General features: G+C 62.6%; 18 protein-coding genes. 7 read left to right on the top strand and 11 right to left on the bottom strand.

The window, feature by feature from the left end; translation table 11 throughout:
- Positions 1-54 precede the first annotated feature (54 nt).
- Positions 55-1,215, top strand: a complete 1,161-nt coding sequence (locus AAFN84_RS00670; RefSeq protein WP_347512400.1) for an efflux RND transporter periplasmic adaptor subunit — start codon at positions 55-57, stop codon at positions 1,213-1,215.
- A gap of 34 nt (positions 1,216-1,249) precedes the next feature.
- Complete coding sequence (locus tag AAFN84_RS00665) at positions 1,250-4,381, top strand: efflux RND transporter permease subunit (RefSeq protein WP_347512399.1); 3,132 nt, start codon at positions 1,250-1,252, stop codon at positions 4,379-4,381.
- 82 nt (positions 4,382-4,463) lie between these two features.
- Here the strand turns inward: AAFN84_RS00665 and AAFN84_RS00660 are convergent, their stop codons facing one another.
- From AAFN84_RS00660 to AAFN84_RS00615, 10 genes are all read right to left on the bottom strand, one after another.
- Entirely contained in the window at positions 4,464-5,642 is a 1,179-nt protein-coding gene (locus AAFN84_RS00660; protein ID WP_347512398.1) for an ABC transporter substrate-binding protein, read from the bottom strand.
- A gap of 47 nt (positions 5,643-5,689) precedes the next feature.
- Complete coding sequence (locus tag AAFN84_RS00655) at positions 5,690-7,585, bottom strand: long-chain fatty acid--CoA ligase (protein ID WP_347512397.1); 1,896 nt, start codon at positions 7,583-7,585, stop codon at positions 5,690-5,692.
- 25 nt (positions 7,586-7,610) lie between these two features.
- Positions 7,611-8,429: an ABC transporter ATP-binding protein gene (locus AAFN84_RS00650; protein WP_347512396.1), complete on the bottom strand. Its 819-nt coding sequence runs from the start codon at positions 8,427-8,429 to the stop codon at positions 7,611-7,613.
- Complete coding sequence (locus tag AAFN84_RS00645) at positions 8,426-9,211, bottom strand: ABC transporter ATP-binding protein (protein WP_347512395.1); 786 nt, start codon at positions 9,209-9,211, stop codon at positions 8,426-8,428. Before AAFN84_RS00645 ends, AAFN84_RS00650 begins: the two co-directional genes overlap by 4 nt.
- Entirely contained in the window at positions 9,208-10,308 is a 1,101-nt protein-coding gene (locus AAFN84_RS00640; protein WP_347512394.1) for a branched-chain amino acid ABC transporter permease, read from the bottom strand. The genes AAFN84_RS00645 and AAFN84_RS00640 overlap by 4 nt, the downstream gene beginning before the upstream one ends.
- 6 nt (positions 10,309-10,314) lie before the next feature.
- The gene (locus tag AAFN84_RS00635; RefSeq protein WP_347512393.1) at positions 10,315-11,190 is read right to left on the bottom strand and encodes a branched-chain amino acid ABC transporter permease; all 876 of its coding nucleotides are present in this window, start codon (positions 11,188-11,190) and stop codon (positions 10,315-10,317) included.
- Between the two features lie 104 nt (positions 11,191-11,294).
- Positions 11,295-12,335: a zinc-binding dehydrogenase gene (locus AAFN84_RS00630; protein ID WP_347512392.1), complete on the bottom strand. Its 1,041-nt coding sequence runs from the start codon at positions 12,333-12,335 to the stop codon at positions 11,295-11,297.
- Positions 12,332-13,315 carry an NADPH:quinone oxidoreductase family protein gene (locus tag AAFN84_RS00625; RefSeq protein ID WP_347512391.1) on the bottom strand — a complete coding sequence of 328 codons (984 nt, stop codon included), beginning with the start codon at positions 13,313-13,315 and terminating at the stop codon, positions 12,332-12,334. Before AAFN84_RS00625 ends, AAFN84_RS00630 begins: the two co-directional genes overlap by 4 nt.
- A gap of 1 nt (position 13,316) precedes the next feature.
- Complete coding sequence (locus tag AAFN84_RS00620; protein WP_347513757.1) at positions 13,317-14,549, bottom strand: acyl-CoA dehydrogenase family protein; 1,233 nt, start codon at positions 14,547-14,549, stop codon at positions 13,317-13,319.
- A 14-nt stretch (positions 14,550-14,563) separates the two neighbouring features.
- On the bottom strand, positions 14,564-15,211 hold the full coding sequence (locus tag AAFN84_RS00615) for a TetR/AcrR family transcriptional regulator (RefSeq protein ID WP_347512390.1): 648 nt from the start codon (positions 15,209-15,211) through the stop codon (positions 14,564-14,566).
- 160 nt (positions 15,212-15,371) lie between these two features.
- On the opposite strand from AAFN84_RS00615, the gene AAFN84_RS00610 reads away from it, so the two are divergent.
- From AAFN84_RS00610 to AAFN84_RS00595, 4 genes are read left to right on the top strand one after another with little or no spacing between them, the layout of a single operon-like run.
- Complete coding sequence (locus AAFN84_RS00610) at positions 15,372-16,184, top strand: SDR family oxidoreductase (protein WP_347512389.1); 813 nt, start codon at positions 15,372-15,374, stop codon at positions 16,182-16,184.
- A 12-nt stretch (positions 16,185-16,196) separates the two neighbouring features.
- Positions 16,197-16,691 carry a MaoC family dehydratase gene (locus AAFN84_RS00605; protein ID WP_347512388.1) on the top strand — a complete coding sequence of 165 codons (495 nt, stop codon included), beginning with the start codon at positions 16,197-16,199 and terminating at the stop codon, positions 16,689-16,691.
- The gene (locus tag AAFN84_RS00600) at positions 16,688-17,722 is read left to right on the top strand and encodes a phosphotransferase family protein (RefSeq protein WP_347512387.1); all 1,035 of its coding nucleotides are present in this window, start codon (positions 16,688-16,690) and stop codon (positions 17,720-17,722) included. The genes AAFN84_RS00605 and AAFN84_RS00600 overlap by 4 nt, the downstream gene beginning before the upstream one ends.
- 3 nt (positions 17,723-17,725) lie before the next feature.
- The gene (locus AAFN84_RS00595; RefSeq protein ID WP_347512386.1) at positions 17,726-18,502 is read left to right on the top strand and encodes an SDR family NAD(P)-dependent oxidoreductase; all 777 of its coding nucleotides are present in this window, start codon (positions 17,726-17,728) and stop codon (positions 18,500-18,502) included.
- 6 nt (positions 18,503-18,508) lie between these two features.
- Here the strand turns inward: AAFN84_RS00595 and AAFN84_RS00590 are convergent, their stop codons facing one another.
- A complete protein-coding gene (locus AAFN84_RS00590; protein WP_347512385.1) occupies positions 18,509-19,213 on the bottom strand; it encodes an HAD family hydrolase in 705 nt (234 codons plus the stop codon).
- A gap of 124 nt (positions 19,214-19,337) precedes the next feature.
- Between AAFN84_RS00590 and AAFN84_RS00585 the strand changes: the two genes are divergently transcribed.
- Positions 19,338-22,028, top strand: a complete 2,691-nt coding sequence (locus AAFN84_RS00585; protein WP_347512384.1) for an EAL domain-containing protein — start codon at positions 19,338-19,340, stop codon at positions 22,026-22,028.
- The last annotated feature ends 4 nt before the right edge of the window (positions 22,029-22,032 follow it).

Raw genomic sequence — 22,032 nt, 5'->3', positions numbered from 1 at the left:
CCGGTGGTTGCCAGGCCCGTTCCAGGGTACCCCGCCTAAGATCGGAAACCGTGCATGTCGTTCTGGAAGCAACTGACACTTTCTCTGGTCGTGCTCGTCGCGGCGGCGGCGGCCTGGCTCTTCCTGGTCCCGGGCGCGCCGCAGACCCTTGAGCGCTGGGGCATCGACTGGGCGGCGGCGGCGGTTCCGGAAACAGGCGACGCGGATGCGCGCGGGCCCGGCAACCCAGCCGCGCAGCAGAGCGCCATGGTGGTCACCTCGCCCATACGCACCGAGACGATCAATGATCGGCTTTCGGCCATCGGCACCGGCCGGGCACTCAGTTCCGTGCAGGTGACGCCGTTTGCCTCCGGACGCCTGACGGAGGTGCTGGTGGAGTCCGGTTCGCGCGTCTCGGCCGGGGACCGCATCGCAATGCTGGATTCCGACGCCGAGGAGATCGAACTCGACCGTGCCCGGATCGCGCTGGAGGACGCAGAGGCAAGAATGGAACGCATCCGCGCCCTGACCACCTCGAACACGGCGACCACGGTCCAGCTCACGGAGGCCGAACTGGCCGTCAGCAATGCCAGGCTTGCCGTGCGCGATGCCGAACTGACGCTGGAGCGCCGCTCGATCCTCGCGCCGATCAACGGCGTTGTCGGTATCCTGCCCGTCTCGGCCGGCAACTATGTCACGACGCAAAGCGAGATCGCCACGATAGACGACCGCTCGCGCATCGTGGTCGACTTCTGGGTGCCGGAGCGGTTCGCCACCATGATCGAAATCGACCAGCCGGTGCGCGCGGCCTCGGTCGCACGCCCCGACGAGACCTTTGACGGGAGGGTTACGGCGATCGACAATCGTGTCGACGCGGCAAGCCGCACGCTTCGGGTGCAAGCCAGCATCGAAAACGAAGGCGATCGCCTGCGCGCCGGCATGTCCTTCCAGGTCGAGATGGCGTTTCCGGGCGATACCTTTCCGGCGGTCGACCCCCTCGCCATCCAGTGGGGCTCCGGCGGAGCATTCGTCTGGGTGGTCGATGACGGCAAGAGCCGTCAGGTTCCCGTGACGATCGTCCAGCGGAACACCGACAGCGTGCTGGTTTCCGGCGAACTGGACGTGTCGCTCACCGTCGTCACAGAAGGTGTTCATTCCGTACGCGAGGGCGCCGATGTGCGCCTGCTCGGCAGTGCCGGGCCAGAGGCGACGCCGACGCCGGCCGCCGGCTCCTGATGCGTCCACAAGCCATTCTCGAGGGAGAACGATCGTGAGCCAGTCCCCCACTTCCTCGACCGACACCGGCATCACCGCGCTGTTCGTGCGCAGACCCGTCCTCGCCTTCGTCCTCAACACGTTGATCACAGTCGCCGGGCTGGCAGCTCTATTCGGCATCGAGATCCGCGAGCTTCCAGACGTTGACCGGCCGGTCATCACCGTGCGTACGGATTACTCCGGCGCTTCCGCGGAGTCGATCGACAGGGAGGTCACCGCGATCATCGAAGGCGCGGTTGCGCGGGTGCCTGGCGTCAAGTCGATGTCATCGAGTTCGGAGTTCGGCGACAGCCGCGTCACCGTCGAGTTCGGCGACGATGTCGACCTGGATACCGCTGCCTCCGACATGCGTGACGCGGTCGGCCGTGTACAGCGCAACCTGCCAGACGATATCGACGCGCCGCAGATCATCAAGGCCGACGCAAACGCCCAGGCCGTGCTGCGTCTCGCCGTCACGTCGTCGACGATGAGCGTCGAGGACATGTCGGTCCTTGTCGAGGACCAGATTGTCGATTCGCTCGCTTCGATCCCCGGCGTGGCTGACGTCCAGATCTATGGCGATCGCGAGAAGATATTCCGCATCGACATCGATCAGGCGCGCGTCGCGAGCATGGGCCTGACACTGGGCGATATCGGCAACGCCCTCGCATCCGTGGCCTACAACACCCCTGCTGGCGCGCTCACGAGCAACACGCAAAGCCTGATTGTCCGCGCGACTGCACCCGTCAACACGCCCGAACAGTTCGAGGCGATCTCGCTCGCGGAAAACGTCCGTCTCGGCGACGTGGCAACGGTTACGCTCGGACCCGACATCGGAACGTCGCAACTGCGTGCCAATGGCGAAACTGGCATCGGGCTCGGGATCGTGCGCCAGGCACAGTCGAACACGCTCGAGATTTCCGAAGGCGTGCGGGCGGCGGTCGAGGAAATTGGCCCCACTTTGCCGGATGGGATGAACATATTCATCACCAGCGACGACGCCGTATTCATCAACGGCGCCATCCACGAGGTGGAGATTGCGCTGGCGATCTCGGTGTCCGTCGTCCTCCTCATCATCTACCTGTTCCTGCGCGACGTTCGCGCCACCATCATCCCGGGGCTGGCGATGCCGGTCGCACTGATCGGTACACTGGCGGCGATCTATCTCGCGGGTTTCTCGCTCAATATTCTGACGCTCCTCGCTCTGGTGCTTGCCACTGGCCTTGTCGTCGACGACGCAATCGTCGTGCTCGAGAACATTGTTCGACGGCGCAACGAAGGCATGGGCCCGCGCGCCGCAGCCGTACTCGGCACCCAGGAAGTGTTCTTCGCCGTCATCGCCACGACGGCGACGCTCGTTGCCGTGTTCGTGCCACTGTCGTTCCTGCCTGGACAGACTGGCGGGCTGTTCCGCGAATTCGGTTTCGTGCTGGCGCTGGCAGTGTTTCTGTCGTCGATCGTCGCGCTGGTGCTGTGTCCGATGCTGGCTTCGCGCATGCTGCGTGCGGGCCTTCATGCAGATGAAGGGGAGCATCAAGGGCGTCGCAGCGTCGGTGGGGCGCTCGCGGGCTTGTACCGCCGGCTTCTGGGTATGGCGCTCAACGCGCCGATGGTCGTGGTCATCGTTGCGCTGCTGTTTGGGGGTCTCGCGCTTTCGATGTTCGGCTCGATCCGTTCTGAACTGACGCCATCCGAGGACCGCTCTTCCGCGTTCGTGCGAATCTCCGCCCCCCAGGGCGTCAGCCTCGACTACCTGGCGCAGCGCATGCGCGAGATCGAGATGCTGATCCAGCCTTTGCGCGACAGCGGTGAAGTCGAGAGCATCTTTGCGATCGCGGGATCGGGGGGCGAATCCAACAGCGGTTTCATGGTCATGTCGCTCGCCCCCTGGGACCAGCGCGAACGGTCGCAGCAGGAAATACTGAACGACATGACTGGCAGGTTGACCGCCGTCCCGGGTGTGCGCGCATTCGCCTTCCAGCCCAACAGCCTTGGCATCCGCGGTGCAGGCAGCGGCCTGCAGGTCGCGCTGCTCGGCAACAGCTATGCCGATCTCAACGCTTCTGCCGCAGCGATCGTCGGCGAACTGGAGCAGGATCCACGCTTCCGGCAGCCGCGCCTGTCCGCCGAAACCACCCAGCCGCAGCTCTCGGTGGAAATCGACCGGCGGCGTGCCGCGGATCTCGGGGTGGATATCACGGGCCTGGCACAGGCCATGCAGGCAATGCTCGACGGTCGCGAGATCGCCTCGGTGTTCATCGAGGACAGGTCGTTCCCGGTGAAGCTCGTTTCCACGACCAACCCCATCAACGACCCAACCGATCTCGAGAACATCTTCATGAAGGCCGACGACGGCCGCTTCGTCCCCATGTCCACCATCGCGACCTTGACGGAGCAGGCCGTCGCGCCGTCACTCGATCGCGAGCAACAGATGCGCTCAGTCGCAATCACGACGGCGCTGGCGGACGACTTCACGCTCGGCGACGCATATGAGACGGTGCTCGACATTGCCGACGACCACCTCACGCCTGGCAGTTACGTCATCCCGCTGGCGGAAGCCGCAACCCTCGACGAAACGTCCGGTGGCATGGCAACGATATTCGGCTTTGCCATCGTGATCATCCTGCTTGTGCTCGCCGCCCAGTTCGAGAGCTTCGTCAGCGCCATCATCATCATGGCGACCGTTCCGTTGGGTCTCGCCTGCGCCATCTTTGCGCTCATCCTTACGGGTACAAGTCTCAACGTCTACAGCCAGATCGGGTTGGTCATGCTTGTCGGCATCATGGCCAAGAACGGCATTCTGATCGTGGAGTTCGCAAACCAGCTTCGCGACAAGGGACTTGGCGTCCGAGAGGCGATCGAGCAAGCCTCCAACATTCGCCTGCGCCCGGTGGTGATGACGATGATCTGCACCATCGTGGGCGGGCTTCCGCTGGTTCTTGCCAGCGGCGCCGGCGCAGAAGCGCGCATTGCGCTTGGCTGGGTGATTGTGGGCGGCCTCGGCCTGTCGACGATCGCGACGCTGTTCCTGACACCGGTTGCCTACCTGCTTCTGGGACGGTTCATCACGCCGAAGATGGAAGAGGAACAGCGCCTCAGCCGTGAGCTCGAACAGGCGAGCACCCCCAAGGTCCAGCCGGCGGAATAAAGGCGAAGGCCCGCTTCAACCACGAATGAAAAGCGCCGCGCGGACATCCGCGCGGCGCTTTCCTTCGAATTGGCAGTAGAGGCTACTCCTGCGGCGCGGCGGCATCCAGCCGGCCGACCTCGACCCACTTTCCGCCCTCGATCTTCGAGATCACAACGAGGCTTGAGCCGAGATGGTCTTCACCGTAGTCGACCTCGGCGTCATTGATGACATCGTTGTACTTGACGCTCTCCATCGCGGCGCGGAAGCTTTCCGCGGTCAGTTCGGGACCTGCCGCCTCCAGCGCCATGACAAGGGTTTTCGCTGCGCCATAGCCTAGCTGCGCCGCGGTGCCGGCTGGCTCCCCGTGAGCATCCTGATATGCCTTGGCCCATTCGGCGACTTCGGGCACGTCGAGACGATCCTCGAAGTCGACCCAGCCCGCCGCCGCATAGTAACCCTCGGTCACGCCTTCGGGCACCTTGGCAATCGCAGTATTGAAGCCCGCCGACGAGCCGATGAAGGCAACATCGTCCCACCCGAGGCGCTTCGCGGTGCCGACGGCAATGATGATCGGGCGCACGGCGATGCCGAGCGAGACGATCTCACAACCCGAGTCCCTCAGTTTCTGGATCGAGCCCACGAATTCCTGCTCGTCGGGGCGATGGGTTGTCTCGTCGACATATTCAATGCCCAACGCTTCTGCCTCGTCACGCGTCGCCTCGAACACTTCGAGGCCGAAATCGGAAGGAATGTACATCGAGCACAGCTTTGTCGCGTCGCGCTCCTCGACGAGATGCTTAATGCCCGCCCGAACCTGGTCGTAGTAGGAGGAAAAGCCCGCATATTTCAGCGCGATGTCGCCTTCGAGCATCTGACGCGCCGCTGTCAGCGGCGAGATGTTGGCCACCTGCTTGGATTCCATCAGAGGAAAGCCGGCAATGTTGTGCGGCGTCCCCAGATTGAGGATCATGGCGAAGACCTGATCCGAGTTGATCAGCTTGTTGAAGTTCTGCACCGCGCGCGGCACCTGGTATCCGTGGTCCTCCACCACGAAGCGGATCGTCCGGCCATGGATGCCGCCACTGGCATTGACCTCGTCGAACATCTGCTGTGCCGCCTTGATGGCACCGACGTTGAACGCGGCGAAAACGCCGGACAGGTCGCCGTTGGAACCGATGACGATCTCCGTATCGGTGACGCCCTGCGTGGCCGACGCGGCCGAAGCCATGCCGAGCGCGAGGCCGGTGGCGAGTATCGAACTGGCGATAAAGCTCTTCATTTCACTCCTCCTGGTTGCTTTTGCGTATCTTCCCGCACGGCCATCGCTCACTCCCGGCCGTACATTTCATTGATCAGATTTGCGTGCTTCTTTTCGACGAAGCTGCGCTTCAGCTTCATTGTCGCCGTCAACTCCTCATCTTCGGCCGTGAGAAGCACGTCTATCAAGCGAAAATCCTTGATCTGTTCTACGCGGGCAAACTCCCTGTTGGTGTCTTCGATAATTCCTGCAATCAGGTCCCGGACCTCCTGCGCTGCGCAGAGCGATTTGAAATTGTTGAACGGAACCTTGCGGTCCTGCGCGAACTTCTCGACATTTTCCTGATCGATCATCACGAGGCACGTCAGATATTTGCGCTGGTCGCCGATCACCACGGCGTCTGAGATGTAGGGCGAGAACTTCAGCCGGTTCTCGATCTCGGCAGGCGTGATGTTCTTGCCGCCTGCGGTGATAATGATGTCCTTGACCCGGCCGGTGATGGTGACGAAGCCCTGATTGTCGAGCCGTCCGACATCGCCGGTCTTGAGCCAGCCATCCTGCGAGATGGTCTCCGCCGTCTTCTCTGGCTTGTTCCAGTAGCCCTTGAAGACGTTGGGGCCACGGTACTGGATCTCGCCGTCATCGGCGATGCGAACTTCGCCGCCGGGCACGGCGGGCCCGACGCTGCCGGTCTTCTGGCGCTCGATCAGGTTGACCGAGATGACCCCGGAACTCTCCGTCATGCCGTAGCCTTCCAGGACCGTCACGCCGATGGCGCGGAACCAGCGCAGCAGATCCGGCGAGATGGGCGCCGCACCCGTCGTGCCGCGCCGAAGCCGGTCGAACCCGAGCATCCTGCGCACGTTGCCCAAGAGCACGAAGTCCCAGAACGCATATGACAGCCGGGTGACGAACGGGATCGGCACGCCTTCGTCGAGCGCCTCGGCGCGGGCCTTGCCTGCCTTGACCGCCTGTGCAAACGACCACTTGCCGACCATGCCGGACTCGCTCGCCATGATCGTCACGCGGCTGTAGATCTTCTCCCAGACGCGCGGCACCGCAGTGAAGACGTGCGGCGAGACCTCGCGGACATTGTCGAACACCGTCTCCGGGCTCTCGGCAAAATTCACGGTCGATTTCAGCCCGATCGGCGTAAACACCGTGATCAGCCTTTCGAGAATATGACACAGCGGCAGGAAGCACACCTGCTCATCGCTGGGCTTCACCGGCAGCGTGAGCACCGAGCCGATGATCGAAGCAATGATGTTCTGGTGCGAGATCATCGCGCCCTTCGGCGGGCCGGTCGTGCCGGACGTGTAGACGAGCAGTGCCGTCTCGTCGGGCTTCGAACGCGCCACCTCCTCCTCGAAGCGATCGGGGTTCTCCTTGAGGAAGGCGCGTCCCGCCGCATAGAGATCGTCAAGGAAGATGACCTTGTCGTCGGAAAAGTCGTGCAGGCCCTCGCGATCGTAGACGATGGCCTTGGCGAGACCCGGCATCTCGTCTTTCACAGACAGGTACTTGTCGAGCTGCTCGTCGTTTTCGAGAAACAGGAACCGGCTGTCTGAATCGTTGACGAGGTATTTGAGCTGCGCGGCGGAATCGGTGGTGTAGACACCCGAAGCGATGCCCCCGACGCATTGGACTCCGAGGTCGGTGTATATCCACTCCTTGTTGTCCTCGGACAGGATGGAAACGACCTCGCCGCGCTTGAGCCCCATCGCCAGGAGCCCCAGGCCGATGAGACGCGCGTGCTCGTGGAAATCAGTCCACGTGTAGGACAGCCATATGCCGTAGTCCTTCTCGCGATGCGCCACCTTCGGCCCGAGTTCCCGGCATCTTTGCAAGAACAGCTTGGCCAGCGTATCGCAGCCGTCGAAGAAGTACGGCCCCTTCGTCAGGTCCTTGTTGAAGCTGTGGCCACCCAGCGTCTGCTGCGGCGGCAAGTTCTTGGCGATCGTCATGTCACTTTCCTCCCGAAAGCACGCTTCAGCGCCATGTCTTTTTCTGCTTCCAGCGCTTCTGGCCGCGCTGGGTCTCTTCCGTCTGCACGCCGAGGTAGAATTCCTGGACGTCCTTGGACTGAAGCAGCCGTTGTGCGGTGTCGGCCATCACTATGCGGCCGAGTTCCATCACATAGCCGTAGTCAGCCAGTTCCAGAGCAACCTTGGCATTCTGCTCGACCAGCATCATGGTCACGCCCTGCTCGCGATTGAGCCGGCGGATGATCTGGAAGATCTCCTTCACAAGCAGCGGCGACAGGCCGAGCGAGGGCTCGTCGAGGAGCATCAGCTTCGGTTTTGCCATCAGGCCCCGGCCGATCGCGAGCATCTGCTGCTGGCCGCCTGAAAGCGTGCCCGCTACCTGGGACCGCCGCTCGGCAAGAATGGGAAAATAGGAGAACACCATCTCCTGGTCGCGGCGGATGCCGTCAGTGTCCGAGCGCGTGTAAGCGCCCATCCTGAGGTTTTCCTCGACCGTGAGAAGCGGGAACACTTCGCGTCCTTCCGGCACGTGCACGATGCCCGCGCGCACGACCCGGTCCGGACTGTAGCCGGCAATGTTCCGGCCCTCATAGACGATCTGTCCCTTCTCGGGATCCATGACGCCGGAGATGGTCTTCATCAACGTCGTCTTTCCAGCGCCGTTGGCGCCGAGCACCGTGACGATCCGCCCCTGAGGCACTTCCAGGCTGACGCCGCGGATGGCCATGATCGGCCCGTAATAGCTCTCGATATTGCGGATCGAGAGCACGACTTCGGGATCGGTCGCCTCCACGGGAGCCTTTGTCGCCTCAACCATGCTCATGCCGCCGCCTCCTCGGTCTCGTCGGCGACGCCGATATAGGCTTCGATTACCTTTGGATCGTTCTGGACCTCATGCGGCTTGCCCAGCGACAGCATCTTGCCGTCGGCAAGCGCCAGGACGCGGTCGGACACCGATGAAACGAGATGCATGTCGTGCTCGACCATCAGCACGGTGACGCCCATCTGCTTCTTGATGTCCTCTACCCAAAAGGCGACGTCCTGCGTCTCCTCCACCGATAGCCCGGAAGCCGGCTCGTCCAGCAACAGCAGCCGCGGCTCGATAGCGAGAGCGCGGCCCATTTCAACCACCTTGCGCACGCCGTAGGGGAGCCCGGCGATATATTTTTCGCGGTAGGGCTGCAGGTCGAGGAAATCGATAACCTTCTCGATCGCCTCGCGATGACGACGCTCCTCGCGCCGCACGAACGGCGTGAAACCGAGCTCGGTCAACATGTTGCTTTTCCGGTGGCGATGCCGGCCGACCAGCAGGTTCTGCAGCACCGTCGCCTGCTCGAACAGCTCGATGTTCTGGAAGGTGCGCGCGATACCAAGCCGTGCGATCTCGTGCGGCGCCTTGTTGAGGATCGACTTCCCGTCAAAACGGATGTCTCCCTCGGCCGGATCGTAAATGCGCGAGATCAGGTTGAAGATTGTCGATTTGCCGGCGCCGTTGGGGCCGACCAGGGCGAACACCTCGCCCTCCTCGACATTGAAGGAAACCTGGTTGACGGCGGTGACACCGCCAAAACGCAGGGTGACATTATCGATCTCGAGAAGGCTCATCGCATTCTCTCCGTCTTCAGATAGGATTTCTGGCGGCGGAACATGTCGCGGCGATAGAACGGAAACAGTTCGAACCATGTCCTGATCTTGAACCAGCGACCGTAGATGCCCTGAGGTTCAAAGAGGATAAAGGCGATGAGGATCCCTCCGAAGATCGCTGCTTCGAGGCCCGGAATGGCGATAGAGCCACTGCCGATCATCTGATTGAGCGCATCACGTCCCATCGCGATCGTCTGCGGCAGGAGCGCGATCACCGCTGCTCCAAAGAAGGCGCCGTGGATGGTGCCCAGCCCGCCGATGACGATCGCCAGCAGGAGCTGGATCGACAGGATGATGTTGAACGTCTCATTGTTGAAGATACCGGCGAAATGTCCGATCAGCGCCCCGGCAAGCCCGGTAACGCCGGCCGAGATGCCGAACGCGACGGCCTTGGTGCGCGCCACGTTCACCCCCATCGCCTGCGCCGATATCTCCGAGTCGCGAATTGCGGCGAAGGATCGCCCCAGGGGCGAACGCTGGAGGTTGCGATAGAGAAGCACGACGAGCAGCGTAATTCCGAGGATCAGAAAATACAGCCCGTTCGGGTTGCCGTAGCGGTTGAAGTTGTATCCGAAAATCTCGATGTCGGGCGCGAACAGGCCCGTCACGCCGTTGGTGAGCGGCGTCGCGAGAACGATCAGGTCATCGGTCAGGATCGCCATCGCGATGGTGCCGATGGCGAGATAGACGCCGTGAAGCTTGGTCATCGGCATGGCTATCAGCGCTCCGGCGATCCCGGCGATCAGGCCGCCCAGCGGGAACGACAGGATGAAAGGCAGGCCCAGCCGCTCCTGCAGCAGCACGTTGGCGTAGCAGCCGACAGCGAGAAAGGCCGCATGGCCCAGGCTTGCCTGGCCGGTTTGCCCGACGAGGATCATCAGCCCCATGCAGGCGATCGACCAGATCAGCAGGTTAGTCATCTCGCCGATGGCATAATCGCTCAGCACGAACGGCAGGATCAGCACGGCGGCGAGAAGAACGATGTACCAGTTGCGCTGCGCAGCGTGCCGGAAGAGATTGATGTCGGCGTCGTAGGACGTCTTGAATACCGTTCTCATGGCCGCTCAAACCTTCTTCCGATGGACCTGGGCGAGAATGCCGTGGGGCCTGAACACGAGGATCACGAACAAGAGCAGGTACGGCATGATCTGCGAGTAGCCGGCAGCGATGTAGCGTGAGGCGAACGGCTCGATCAGGCCAACGATCACCCCGCCGAGAAGCGCGCCTGGCAGCGATCCGAAGCCGCCGATGACGGCAGCGGCGAACGCCTTGATGCCCAGCAGGCCGATCGACGGGTCGATCGAACCCTTGGAGGCGAAGAGGATGCCCGCCACCGCGGCGACCATTCCCGCAAGCGCCCAGATCAGCGATTGGATGCGCTTGACGGGTATGCCCATATAGTAGGCCGCGAGCTGGTTCTGCGACGATGCCTGCATCGCGACACCCAGCTTCGTGCGATTGAAGTAGAAATAGAGCACGATTGTCAGCAGCACCGTGACGCCTATCACCATGATCTCGTCGAGGCCGAGCACGATCCCACCGAAGCGCACATCACGCCCGGCGATGGGCGAGTCGAGCGAGATCGGCTCGTGCCCCCAGATCAGGCCAGCGATGAAGCGAAGCACGAAGCCCAGCGCGATGGTGAGAATGATGACGGCGACCTGGCTCTGCCCGAACATGCGCCGCAGGATCACCAGATCGAGCGCATAGCCGAATGCGCCCATGATGGCGATCGCCACGGGCACCGAGATCCAGAACGGCAGGCCCATGAATTGCGGATTGGTGAGACCGAGGCAAATGAAGGCGCCAAGCATCATGAAATCGCCCTGGGCGAAATTCACGGCCTCGGTAGCCTTGTAGATCAGCACGAAGCCCATCGCGACCAGTCCGTAGACGCAGCCATTCGCGAGCCCGCTGACGATCAGTTGCAAGACGTCCAAAGTGGTTCTCCTCCTCGCGGACCGGCAATCTGTGCTGCCGCGCCCGACGTGATGTTCCTTTCTTCGAGGCCGGTCTCCTCCCTGGCCTCGCCGTCCAATCGCGCTCAGGGCGCGATGAATACCTTTCCGTTAGGCTTCGAAAGTTCGTCCGCCACCCGCTCGACCGCTTCCTCAAGCGGCACGACGGCGGTGACATCGGTCGACCAGCGCCCGTCCGAGAAACGCTTCTGCGCCTCGATGACAGCCTTCATCCGGCGCTCCGGTCCGGCGCTGCGCATCCATTCGGTCAGCCAGAAGCCCTCGATCTTCTTGTGCATGAAGATCATCTGGCCCGGCTCCGGGATGATTGTCGTTTCTCCATCCATGCGCCCATAGATGATCCAGCGTGATCTCTTGCCCATGGCGGCGAATATCTGGCCGGCCAGCGGTCCGGTCACGGCATCGAGAAATATGCGTGGTTTTTCCTCGCGTAGGACGGCTGCGAGCCTGGCGGCGAAATCGGGCGCCTCCGCATTGAGCACATGCGCCGCACCGATCCCTTCGAGCAGGGGTATCTGGTCGTCCCGCCGCACGATGGCGATGGGACGAAAACCCTCTTCCTTCGCCACGCCGATCATAAGCTTGCAGAGCTGACTCGCGCCAGCCGTTACGACGAACGCCTTTTCGCCCTCGTCACGCACGATGCCGAACATTGCCAGCGCTGTCAGCGGGTTGACGATCATCGCCGCTGCGTCCTCATCGCGCACCGTATCGAGCAGCGGTATGCACGCGCCCGCTTCCGCGACTGCATAATTGGCCCAGCTTCCCCAGGTGCTCAGGCCGGTGGCAAAGGCGATGCGCTTGCCGATCAGGGCCTGCGCTTCGGTGTCGCTGCCTGCAGCGACCACCTCTCCAACGCCCTCGAAACCGGCCGGCTGGCCCTGCTTGCGTGGCTGGCCGTACATGCCCTTGATGAACATGACGTCGGAGGGGTTGATGGATGCGAGCCTGACCTTGACCAGGACCTGGCTCGCCTGCGGGCGCGGGACGTCGATCGTGCCGGCTTCGACATAGGGTTCCAACGCCTCCAGCACGGTGCCGGAGGGACGCTCCGCATAACCGTCATGCTTCAGCAGGAGCGCATTCATGGTCACAGGCAGAGTCATGTCACGCCTCCCTGCGGTTTCAGGATGATCTTGCCGCTCGCGCCGCGGCCAAGCACACGCTGCAGCACCGAGGCGGCATCCTTGAGCGGATAGACGCCTTCGATCACCGGCTTGACCTTGCCTGCAAGATACCAGCCGATCAACTCCTTCATGTTCTCGGCGTAGGCGGACGGCTCCTTCTGCGTGAAAGCACCCCAGAAGACACCGACCACGCTGTAGCTCTTCACCAGGGTCAGGTTGACCGGCAGTTTCGGGATTGTACCCGACGCAAAGCCGATGACCAAAAGGCGCCCGCCCCAGCCCATCGAGCGAGACAGGACGTCGAATCCGTCGCCGCCGACGGGATCGAACGCCACATCCACGCCCTTGCCGCCGGTAGCCTCCTTCAGCGCATCCTTGAGGCCCTCATAGCCGAGCACGACATCTGCACCGGCCGATTTCGCGATGGCGCGTTTCTCCTCGGTCGAGGCCACGCCGATGACAGTTGCGCCCATCGCCTTGCCGATCTGCACTGCGGCGACACCGGTCGCACCCGATGCTCCCAGCACGCACAGCGTCTCGCCGGTCTGCAACTGCCCCCGTTGCTTGAGCGCATAATGGGAGGTGCCGTAGGCGCACATCAGCGCGCATGCATCTTCGCTGGAGATTTCGTCGGGAAGCTTCATCACCGAGGACTGGTCGGCTCCGACCTTCTCCGCATAGGCGCCCAGCGAGGAAACGGAGGCAAGGCGGTCGCCCACCTTGAAGCCGGTGACGGCATCGCCCACCGCGACGACCTTTCCTGCAACCTCCATGCCGGGCACGAAAGGGGTCGGCGGCTTCATCTGGTAAAGCCCCTGCACGAGCAGGCCATCAGGAAAATTCACCCCGATGGCATCGGCCTCAATGACGACAGTGCGCCCCTGCGCTACTGGCTCGGGCCAGTCGGCATAGTCGAGCTGGTCGATCGGCCCGAAATCTCTTGCGACGATCGCTTTCATCTCAAACCTTCTGCTGCGTGTATTTCTTGAGTTCGTCGCGCGCCACCTGCCGGCGGTGCACCGCGTCGGGCCCATCGGCGAAACGCAGCGTGCGCAGGTTCGTCCAGGATCGCGCCAGCGGCGTATCCTGGCTTATGCCCTGCGCGCCGAACATCTGCACCGCCTCGTCGGTCACCTTGAGCGCGACGCGCGGCGCCACCACCTTGATCTGGCTGATCCAGGGGGCAGCAGCCTTCTTGTCGCCCTGGTCCATCATCCAGGCCGCCTTCAGGCACAAGAGCCGCGCCATCTCGATCTCCATCCGGCATTCCGCGATGATGTCGAAATTGGCCCCGAGCTGCGCCAGCGGCTTGCCAAACGCCTCGCGACGCAACGAGCGCTGGCACATCATCTCGAGCGCCATCTCGGCCTGGCCGATGGCGCGCATGCAGTGATGGATGCGACCCGGCCCGAGACGGCCCTGCGCGATCTCGAACCCCCTGCCTTCCCCGAGGATGAGATTTTCGGCGGGAACCCGCACGTCTTCGAATCTCAGATGCAAATGCCCATGCGGCGCATCGTCATGGCCATAGATTTCCATCGCCCGCAGTTTGGTGATGCCGGGCGTGTCCGGCGATACCAGGATCATCGAGTGCTGCTCGTGCTTGCCCCGGTTTTCGTCCGGCGTGTGAACCATGGTGATGTAGAGGCCGCAGCGCGGGTCGCCGGCTCCCGACGACCACCATTTCTCGCCGTTCAGTACATAATGGTCGCCGTCGCGCTCGCATCGCATGGCGATGTTGGTTGCATCGGAGGACGCGACGTCCGGCTCCGTCATCAGATAGGCCGAGCGGATCTTGCCTTCCAGCAACGGCGCCAGCCACCTTTGCTTGTGCTCTTCGGCGCAATAGCGTTCGAGAACCTCCATGTTCCCGGTATCCGGCGCGGAGCAGTTGAACGTCTCGGCACCCAGATGCGCCTTGCCCATCTCCTCGGCGAGATAGGCATATTCCACCGTCGTCAGGCCGTAGCCGCGCGTGGAATCCGTCAGCCAGAAATTCCACAGCCCGCGTTCGCGCGCCTTGGCCTTCAGCCCGTCTATAATCTCGAGCTGACGGGCGGTATGCCGCCAGCGGTCGCCATCCTTGCCCACCTCGGCGAGATATTCCTCGTCGAGCGGCATGATCTCTTCACGGACCATCTTGGCGACTTTTTCGTGGATCGGCTTCAGCCGCTCCGTCATGCCGAGATTCATGTCGGGATTGATCGTCATCGCTTGGCCTGTTCCTCTTTGCCGCCCAGCCCGCGCCACGCACATGTGACCACCTGCTGTGCAAGTTCCTCGATGTCCGCCCGTGTTTCGCCGGTGCGTGGCGAATACCAGAATATCGGCGAGTTCAACGTCATGAACATGAGCTGGTTGGTGATGCTGAGATTGGTGAAGTCGAAGTCGCCTTCGTCGCGGGCCTGGACGATGACTTCCCGAAACATGTTGCCGTACTCGCTGCGATGCTGCAGGAGCGCCCCGAACGTGGTGCGCTGCTCCGGCGTCGTCGCGCCGCGAAGATGCATGTCGACACCCATCCATACGGCGCGCTGAAACGCCTTGGTGGTGATCATCTGCATTACATGCGCCTGCGCCATCCGCCGCCACCGCGCCGATGCCCGGCCGCGCGTCAGGCGAAGCGGTTCGAGGGCGGCGTAGTTCATTTCCATGCCCATGCGGAAGACCTCAGCGAAGAGATCGGCCTTGGAGCGGAAATGATGGTAGATGCGGCCTTTGGTGGCGCCTAGACTGCGCGCCACGTCGTCGATCGATGTCTCGGTATAGCCGCGTTCCATGAAACAGGTGGCGGCGGCCTCCAGGATGTCGGCGCGCGCATGATCCAGAACCTGTTCACGGACGCCCAGCGCCATCGAACCCATTCCTCCCTCACCGCCGCCTTTTTTCGATCGTCACCTTCATGCGGCGCGATCAGGCCTTTACGGGTCTGGAAATGATGAACATACTACCCGGTATGTTGTCAACGCGGCACGCAAGTTTTCGAAGGATGTTCCGCGGCAAGGGGAGGAATGCATGGCCTATCTCGACGAATTGTTCTCGGTTGCCGGCAAGACGGCGCTCGTTACCGGGGCTGCAACAGGAATCGGCCGAATGGCGGCGACCGGCCTCGTGATGGGTGGCGCCAACGTGCTCATTGCCTCGCGCAAGGGAGAGCAGTGCGCTCAGGTGGCCGAAGAACTGAACGCGCTCGGCGGTGGCAGGGCCGAAGGCTTTTCGGGCGACGTCTCGACCGAGGAAGGTGTGGCCGCCCTCGTCGCGGAGGTGAAGAACCGCACCGACACGCTGAACATCCTGATCAACAATGCCGGCCTCACCTGGGGTGCAGAATACGAGAAGTTCCCTTACAGCGCCTGGGCCAAGGTGTTGAATGTCAATGTCACGGGGCTCTTTCACCTGACGCGCGAGTTGACGCCGTTGCTCGAGAAAGCTGCGAGCCACGAGGATCCGGCCCGCATAATCAATCTTGGCTCGGTGATGGGTACCCAGCCGATGGCCGATGGCGCCTATTCCTACACCGCCTCCAAGGCAGCCGTTCACCATCTCACGCGCACCCTTGCAAACGAGCTGGCGGCCAGGCGCATCACCGTGAACGCCTTCGCCCCCGGCCCCTTCCAGAGCCGCATGACCGCATTCGCGACGGCGACCGACGAGCAGGCCGACAAGGTTGGCAGCCGTGTCCCGATCGGCCGGATCGGCGCGCCGGATGACATTGCCGGCGCTACTCTGTATCTGTGCTCGAGGGCAGGAAGCTATGTAACCGGTGCGATCCTGCCGCTGGACGGTGGTCAATCGGTCCAGCACGGCATGACGCTTTTCAAGGAATGATGCGGACCTGACATGAGCAATGGGCATTTGGAACCGCTTCCTCTCGAGGAGGCACTGCACTCAGTCGGGCAGGAGATCGGCGTCTCGCCCTGGCGGGTCGTCACCCAGGAAATGATCGACAAGTTTGCCGACGCCACCGACGATCATCAGTTCATTCACGTCGATCCCGTCCGGGCCGCAGCCGAGACCCCCTTTGGCGGCACGATCGCGCATGGATTCCTGTCGCTGTCGCTGCTTTCAACGATGGCCTACGACACCGTCCGGCCGCTGGCGGGCGCGGGCATGGGCGTCAATTACGGCTTCGACAAGGTGCGGTTTGTCGCTCCGGTCAAATCCGGAGCGCGCATCCGGACGCGATTCACCCTGGCCGAGATGACGGCACGGCCTTCGGGCTGGGTGCATGTCAACTATGACGTCACGGTCGAAATCGAGGGTTCGCCCAAGCCTGCGCTGACGGCACGCTGGCTGACGCTCGCCGTAATGGAGCCGGACGGGGAAGCCAAATGAACGACCCCCACGCGCTCGATGAACAGGCGCTCGCACCATATCTCGAGCAGAACGTCGACGGCTTCCGCGACCTTCGCGCGGTCCGGAAGTTCAATGCCGGCCAGTCCAATCCCACCTATCTCCTGGAAGCCGCCAGCGGCCGCTATGTGCTGCGGGCCAAGCCGCAGGGCGAACTCCTTAAATCGGCCCACCAGGTCGACCGCGAATATAGAGTGATGAAGGCTCTGAAGGGCACGGCCGTTCCCGTGCCTGACGTGTTGCACCTTTCGCCGGAAGACTCGCCGATCGGCCGCATGTTCTATGTCATGGACCATGTCGACGGCCGAATATTCTGGGACCCGGCGTTGCCCGAGCTCGGCTCGAACGACGAGCGCGCGGCTGCGAGCGATGCGATGAACCGTGTCCTCGCGGCCCTGCACGACGTTGACCCCGCCGCGGTCGGACTGTCGGACTATGGCAAGCCGGGCAACTATTTCGAACGCCAGCTCTCGCGCTGGGGCAGCCAGTATCGCGCCTCGGAGACAGAGAAGGTTGAGGACATGGAGTTCCTCATCGACTGGCTCGAAAAGAACCTGATGCCAGACGACGGCGTCATCTCGCTGGTTCATGGCGACTACCGCCTCGACAACATGATCTTCGCGCCCGAACGACCCGACGTGATCGCCGTCCTCGACTGGGAACTGTCGACGCTCGGCCATCCTTATGCCGACATCGCCTATCAGTGCATGCAATGGCGTCTGCCGTACGAATCAGGCTTTCGTGGGCTGGGCGGTGTCGACCGCGCAGCGCTGGGCCTCCCGAGCGAGAAAGACTACGTGGCGAACTATTGCGAAAGGCGAGGCATATCGGGCATCGACAACTGGGTCTTCTACCTCGCCTTTTCTTTCTTCCGCCTCGCAGCGATTTGCCAAGGTGTCTACAAGCGGGCACTTGACGGGAACGCCTCCAACCCCGAGAAGGCCAAGACTTACGGCCAGGCGGTGCATCTGCTTGCCGGGCTTGCAAGACAGGCCATCAACAAGGAGAAATAGGCGATGGGTCGCTTTCAGGGGCTGACGGTCCTGATCACGGGAGCGGCCGGCGGATTTGGCCGCCGGTCAGCGGAGCGTTTCGCCGCGGAAGGGGCTCGTCTCGTCCTATCGGACATCGACGTCGGCAAGCTGGAGCAGATTGCAGGGACGCTGGACACAGAAACGGCGGTTCTTGCCGGGGACATCTCCGATGAAAAGCTCTCGGAAGATCTCGTGGCTCTGGCGCTATCGCGCTTCGGCAGCCTCCACGTCGCATTGAACAATGCCGGCATCGCCCAGAGCTTCGTACGCTTCCCCCTGCTGCCCTCCGACGAAGCCCGCCGGATCATCGACATCGACCTGATGGGCGTATTCTACGCCATGAAGCACCAGCTTCCGGTGATGGAGAAGCAGCACCGCGAAAAGGGAGTACGCAGCGCAATCGTCAATGTCGCCTCCGTCGCCGGCATCGCCGGGGCGCCGCGGCTTTCAGTCTATTCGGCCGCCAAGCACGGTGTCGTCGGGCTGACGCGATCCGCAGCCGCCGAATACGCCACCAAGGGCGTGCGTGTGAACGCCGTCTGCCCGTCATTTGCGCGCACGCCGATGGTTACCGACACGCTCGGCATGTCGATGGCTGAAGATGGCGTGGCTGAGACAGAACTGACCCGTGGCGTTCCGATGAAGCGGCTTGCCGAAGTCGACGAGGTCGTTACCGTGATCCTGTTTGCCGCCGAGCCGGGCAATTCCTTCATGACCGGACAGACGCTCGCCGCCGATGGCGGCATCACGGCGGTCTGAACGCTTCTATCCCAGCATCTTGATCAGCGGCTGCAGTTCGCCAAGATGGTCGATCTGCCGATAGCGCGGATGATCCGTCGGCGGGTCGATGCGCTCCAGCACCCAGGTAAGGTGGTGCGGCACGTAGACGCCCCAGCTCCCTGCCTCGATCGCCGGCGCGACATCCGATTTCAGCGAGTTTCCGACCATCATCGACCGTTGGGCTCCGTCGCCATGGCGCTCGAAGATTCGCGCATAGGTGCCGCTCGTCTTGTCGCTGACGATCTCGACCGCATCGAAGAAATCGCCCAGACCCGACTGAGCCAGCTTGCGCTCCTGGTCGAACAGATCGCCCTTGGTGATCAGCACAAGCCGGTAATTTCTTGAAAGTTGCTCCAGCGTGTCGTGCACATGCGGCAGCGTCTCGACCGGATGCCGCAACATCTCCCGCCCAGCCGCCAGGATTTCGCCGATGACGCTCGCCGGCACATTTCCGTCGGTCACCTCGATCGCCGTCTCGATCATCGAGAGCGTAAATCCCTTGATACCGAACCCGTAATGGCCAAGATTCCGTTTCTCGGCCTCCAGCAATCTCCCGCTCAGATGATCCGCCTCAGCGTGATCCGCAAGGAGTTCGGTAAAGCGCGCCTCGGTAAGACGGAAGAACTGCTCGTTCTGCCAGAGTGTGTCGTCTGCATCGAATCCGATTGTCGTCAGCCCGTTGCTCATCACCGCATCTCGCTGCTGCTGTAATTGATGACATTGCGTGTACTGCTAAAGCCAAATTTAAGCAGTTCATGCAATGGTCACTGACAAAAGACGGTCGACACAGTCAACCACACGACAGGCAGGACAGGTGAACCTTTCGCTCCTCAGGCGTCGTCGGGCGTTCGGCAGGCTCTTCCGGAAGACCAACATTCCGGCGATCCTGGCGCTTGTGGTCATCCTGACCGCGGGCTTGCTTGCCGACCGGCAACAGCACCAAACCTTCGAGCAGAACCAGCGGGCTGAGGTGCTTGGTCACGTCAGCGTCCTCCGCGCCAAGCTGGAGGGCAACATCAACAGCAACATCCAGCTCGTGCGGGGTCTGGTGGCGACGCTGGCCACAGAACCGCAGATGAGCCAGGAACGTTTCGGGCAGTTGGCCTCGAACCTCTTGCGACAGAAATCGCAGATACGCCACGTCGCGGCCGCGCCGGACCTGATCGTGTCACTGATCTATCCTCTTGTGGGCAACGAGAACGCGCTGGGGCTGAACTACCGGCGCAGCGAAGCCCAGCGCGGAGCTGCCCTGCGCGCGCGCGACACCGGCGAGATGATCCTTGCAGGGCCAATGGACCTCGTCCAGGGAGGCCGAGGCTTCATCGCCCGCTTTCCTGTCTTTTCTGATCCGGAAGGAGGTATCGACAGTTTCTGGGGCATCGTCTCTGCGATCATCGACGTCGACCAGCTCTACGTCGATAGCGGCCTTCTCGATGCCAACCTGCCCATCGAGATCACGCTGACGGGCCGCAACGCGACGGGAGGACGCGGCGCACGTTTCCTCGGACCTGCCGACATCCTCGAAGACCGGCCGGTTGTCACGGAGGTGGTATTGCCCTCCGGCTCCTGGCAGATCGCGGCCCGTCCACGGGGCGGCTGGTCGGCAAATCCGCCGGGCATCTGGTACATTCGTGCACTGATGCTGTTCGCCGGGGCGCTGATCATGGTTCCCACCGTCCTTACCGGTCGCCTGATGCATGAACGGCAGCGCAACATCGGCGAATTGCGCCGTCGCGAGAGACAGCTCGAAAGGCTCTCGCACAGGCTGCGGCTGGCCCTCGACACCTCGAAGGTGGCGGTCTGGGAAATGACTCTCGGCGATGCTCACGAATATTGGGACGATCGCATGAACGAGCTCTACGGCTATCCGGCCGACGGGGCACCACGCGACCACACCTATTGGGAAAAGCGCGTCCACCCGGACGACCTTGCCCGCGCGCAGCGGGAGTTCGGTGAAGCACTCGAAAACCGAGGCAGCTACACCTCCCGCTACCGGATCGTGCTGGATAATGGCCGCATTCGCCATGTCCGCGCGATCGGAACGATCTACGACGTGCCGGGCGCGCAACCAAAGATGGTGGGTGTCAACTGGGACGTCACGGCGGATGTTAGCCTCAACGAGGAGCTCAAGCGCGTCAACGCGCTCACCGAGGCCCGCAACATCGAACTGGAAAGCGCCAAGGCCCGCATCGAGCACAATGCGTTGCACGACTCGTTAACCGGACTGCCCAACCGCAGGCATCTCGACGAAGTGCTAGCGAACCACGCCTCCCGTTTCGAGCGCGGCGAGGAAGCGGCGGCATTGTTGCAGATCGACCTCGACCGCTTCAAGCAGATCAACGATACGCTGGGCCATATCGCCGGCGATGCGATGCTGGTTCATGCGGCCGCGATACTCAAGACGACCGTCAACCCGGACGATTTCGTCGCGCGAATCGGCGGTGACGAGTTCGTGGTCGTGCGGCGTTGGCCGACGGAAAAGCCCGGCTCGTCGCTGTCGAGCCTGACCTGCCTCGCCGAGAACATCATTGACCGGATGCAGTCACCGATGAACTACCAGGGCCACGAATGCCGGGTCGGTGTCTCGATCGGCATCGCGACCGACATGGATTCGGTGGCGGACCCCCGCCGCTTGCTGGTCAACGCCGATATCGCGCTTTATCGCGCCAAGTCGCGCGGCCGCAACCGCCATCAGTTCTTCAACGACGCGCTGCAGGCGGAGATCATCAACACCAAACGGGTCGCCGACGACATTCTGAGCGGATTGGAACAGAACCAGTTCGTTGCCCACTACCAACCCCAGTTCGATGCGGAGACGCTGGAAGTCATCGGCGTGGAGGCACTGGCGCGCTGGCGGCACCCGACCGAAGGGCTGCTGGCGCCGGCCGCCTTCATGAAGATCGCCGAGGAGCTGAACGTCGTCGCGACCATCGACCGCATGATCCTCGAGCAGGCGCTGCTCGATTTCAACATCTGGGAATCAAGCGGCCTGCACATACCCAAGGTCTCGGTCAATGTGTCCGCACGCCGGCTCCACGACGAGGAACTGATCGGGCATCTGCGCCAGATGAACATCCGGCCAGGCAGCATAGCCTTCGAACTGGTGGAATCCATTTTCCTCGACGAGAACGACGAATTGCTGACCTGGAACGTCGACCAGATCAAGGAACTCGGCATCGACATCGAGATCGACGATTTCGGAACCGGCTACGCCTCGATCGTCAGCCTGATGAAGCTGAAGCCCCGCCGGCTGAAGATCGATCGCCAGTTCATCCAGCCGATCGTCAACTCGCCCGGCCAGCGCCAGCTCGTCGGCTCGATCATCGAGATCGGGAAATCGCTCGGGATCGAGGTGCTCGCGGAAGGCGTCGAGACCATGGAGCATGCGCGCCTGCTCCGCCAGCTCGGCTGCAACGCGCTACAGGGCTATGCGTTCGCGCGTCCGCTCAGTTCCAGCGATCTTGTCGAGTTCGTCCAGTCAAGGCGTTGGCGCAAGGCGTCCTGAACAG

The sequence above is a fragment of the Mesorhizobium sp. CAU 1741 genome (genome assembly GCF_039839275.1).
In the GTDB taxonomy this organism is placed as follows: domain Bacteria; phylum Pseudomonadota; class Alphaproteobacteria; order Rhizobiales; family Rhizobiaceae; genus Aerobium.
Note: the sequence above shows the minus strand (reverse complement) of the source record. Positions and strands in the feature narration are given on the sequence as shown.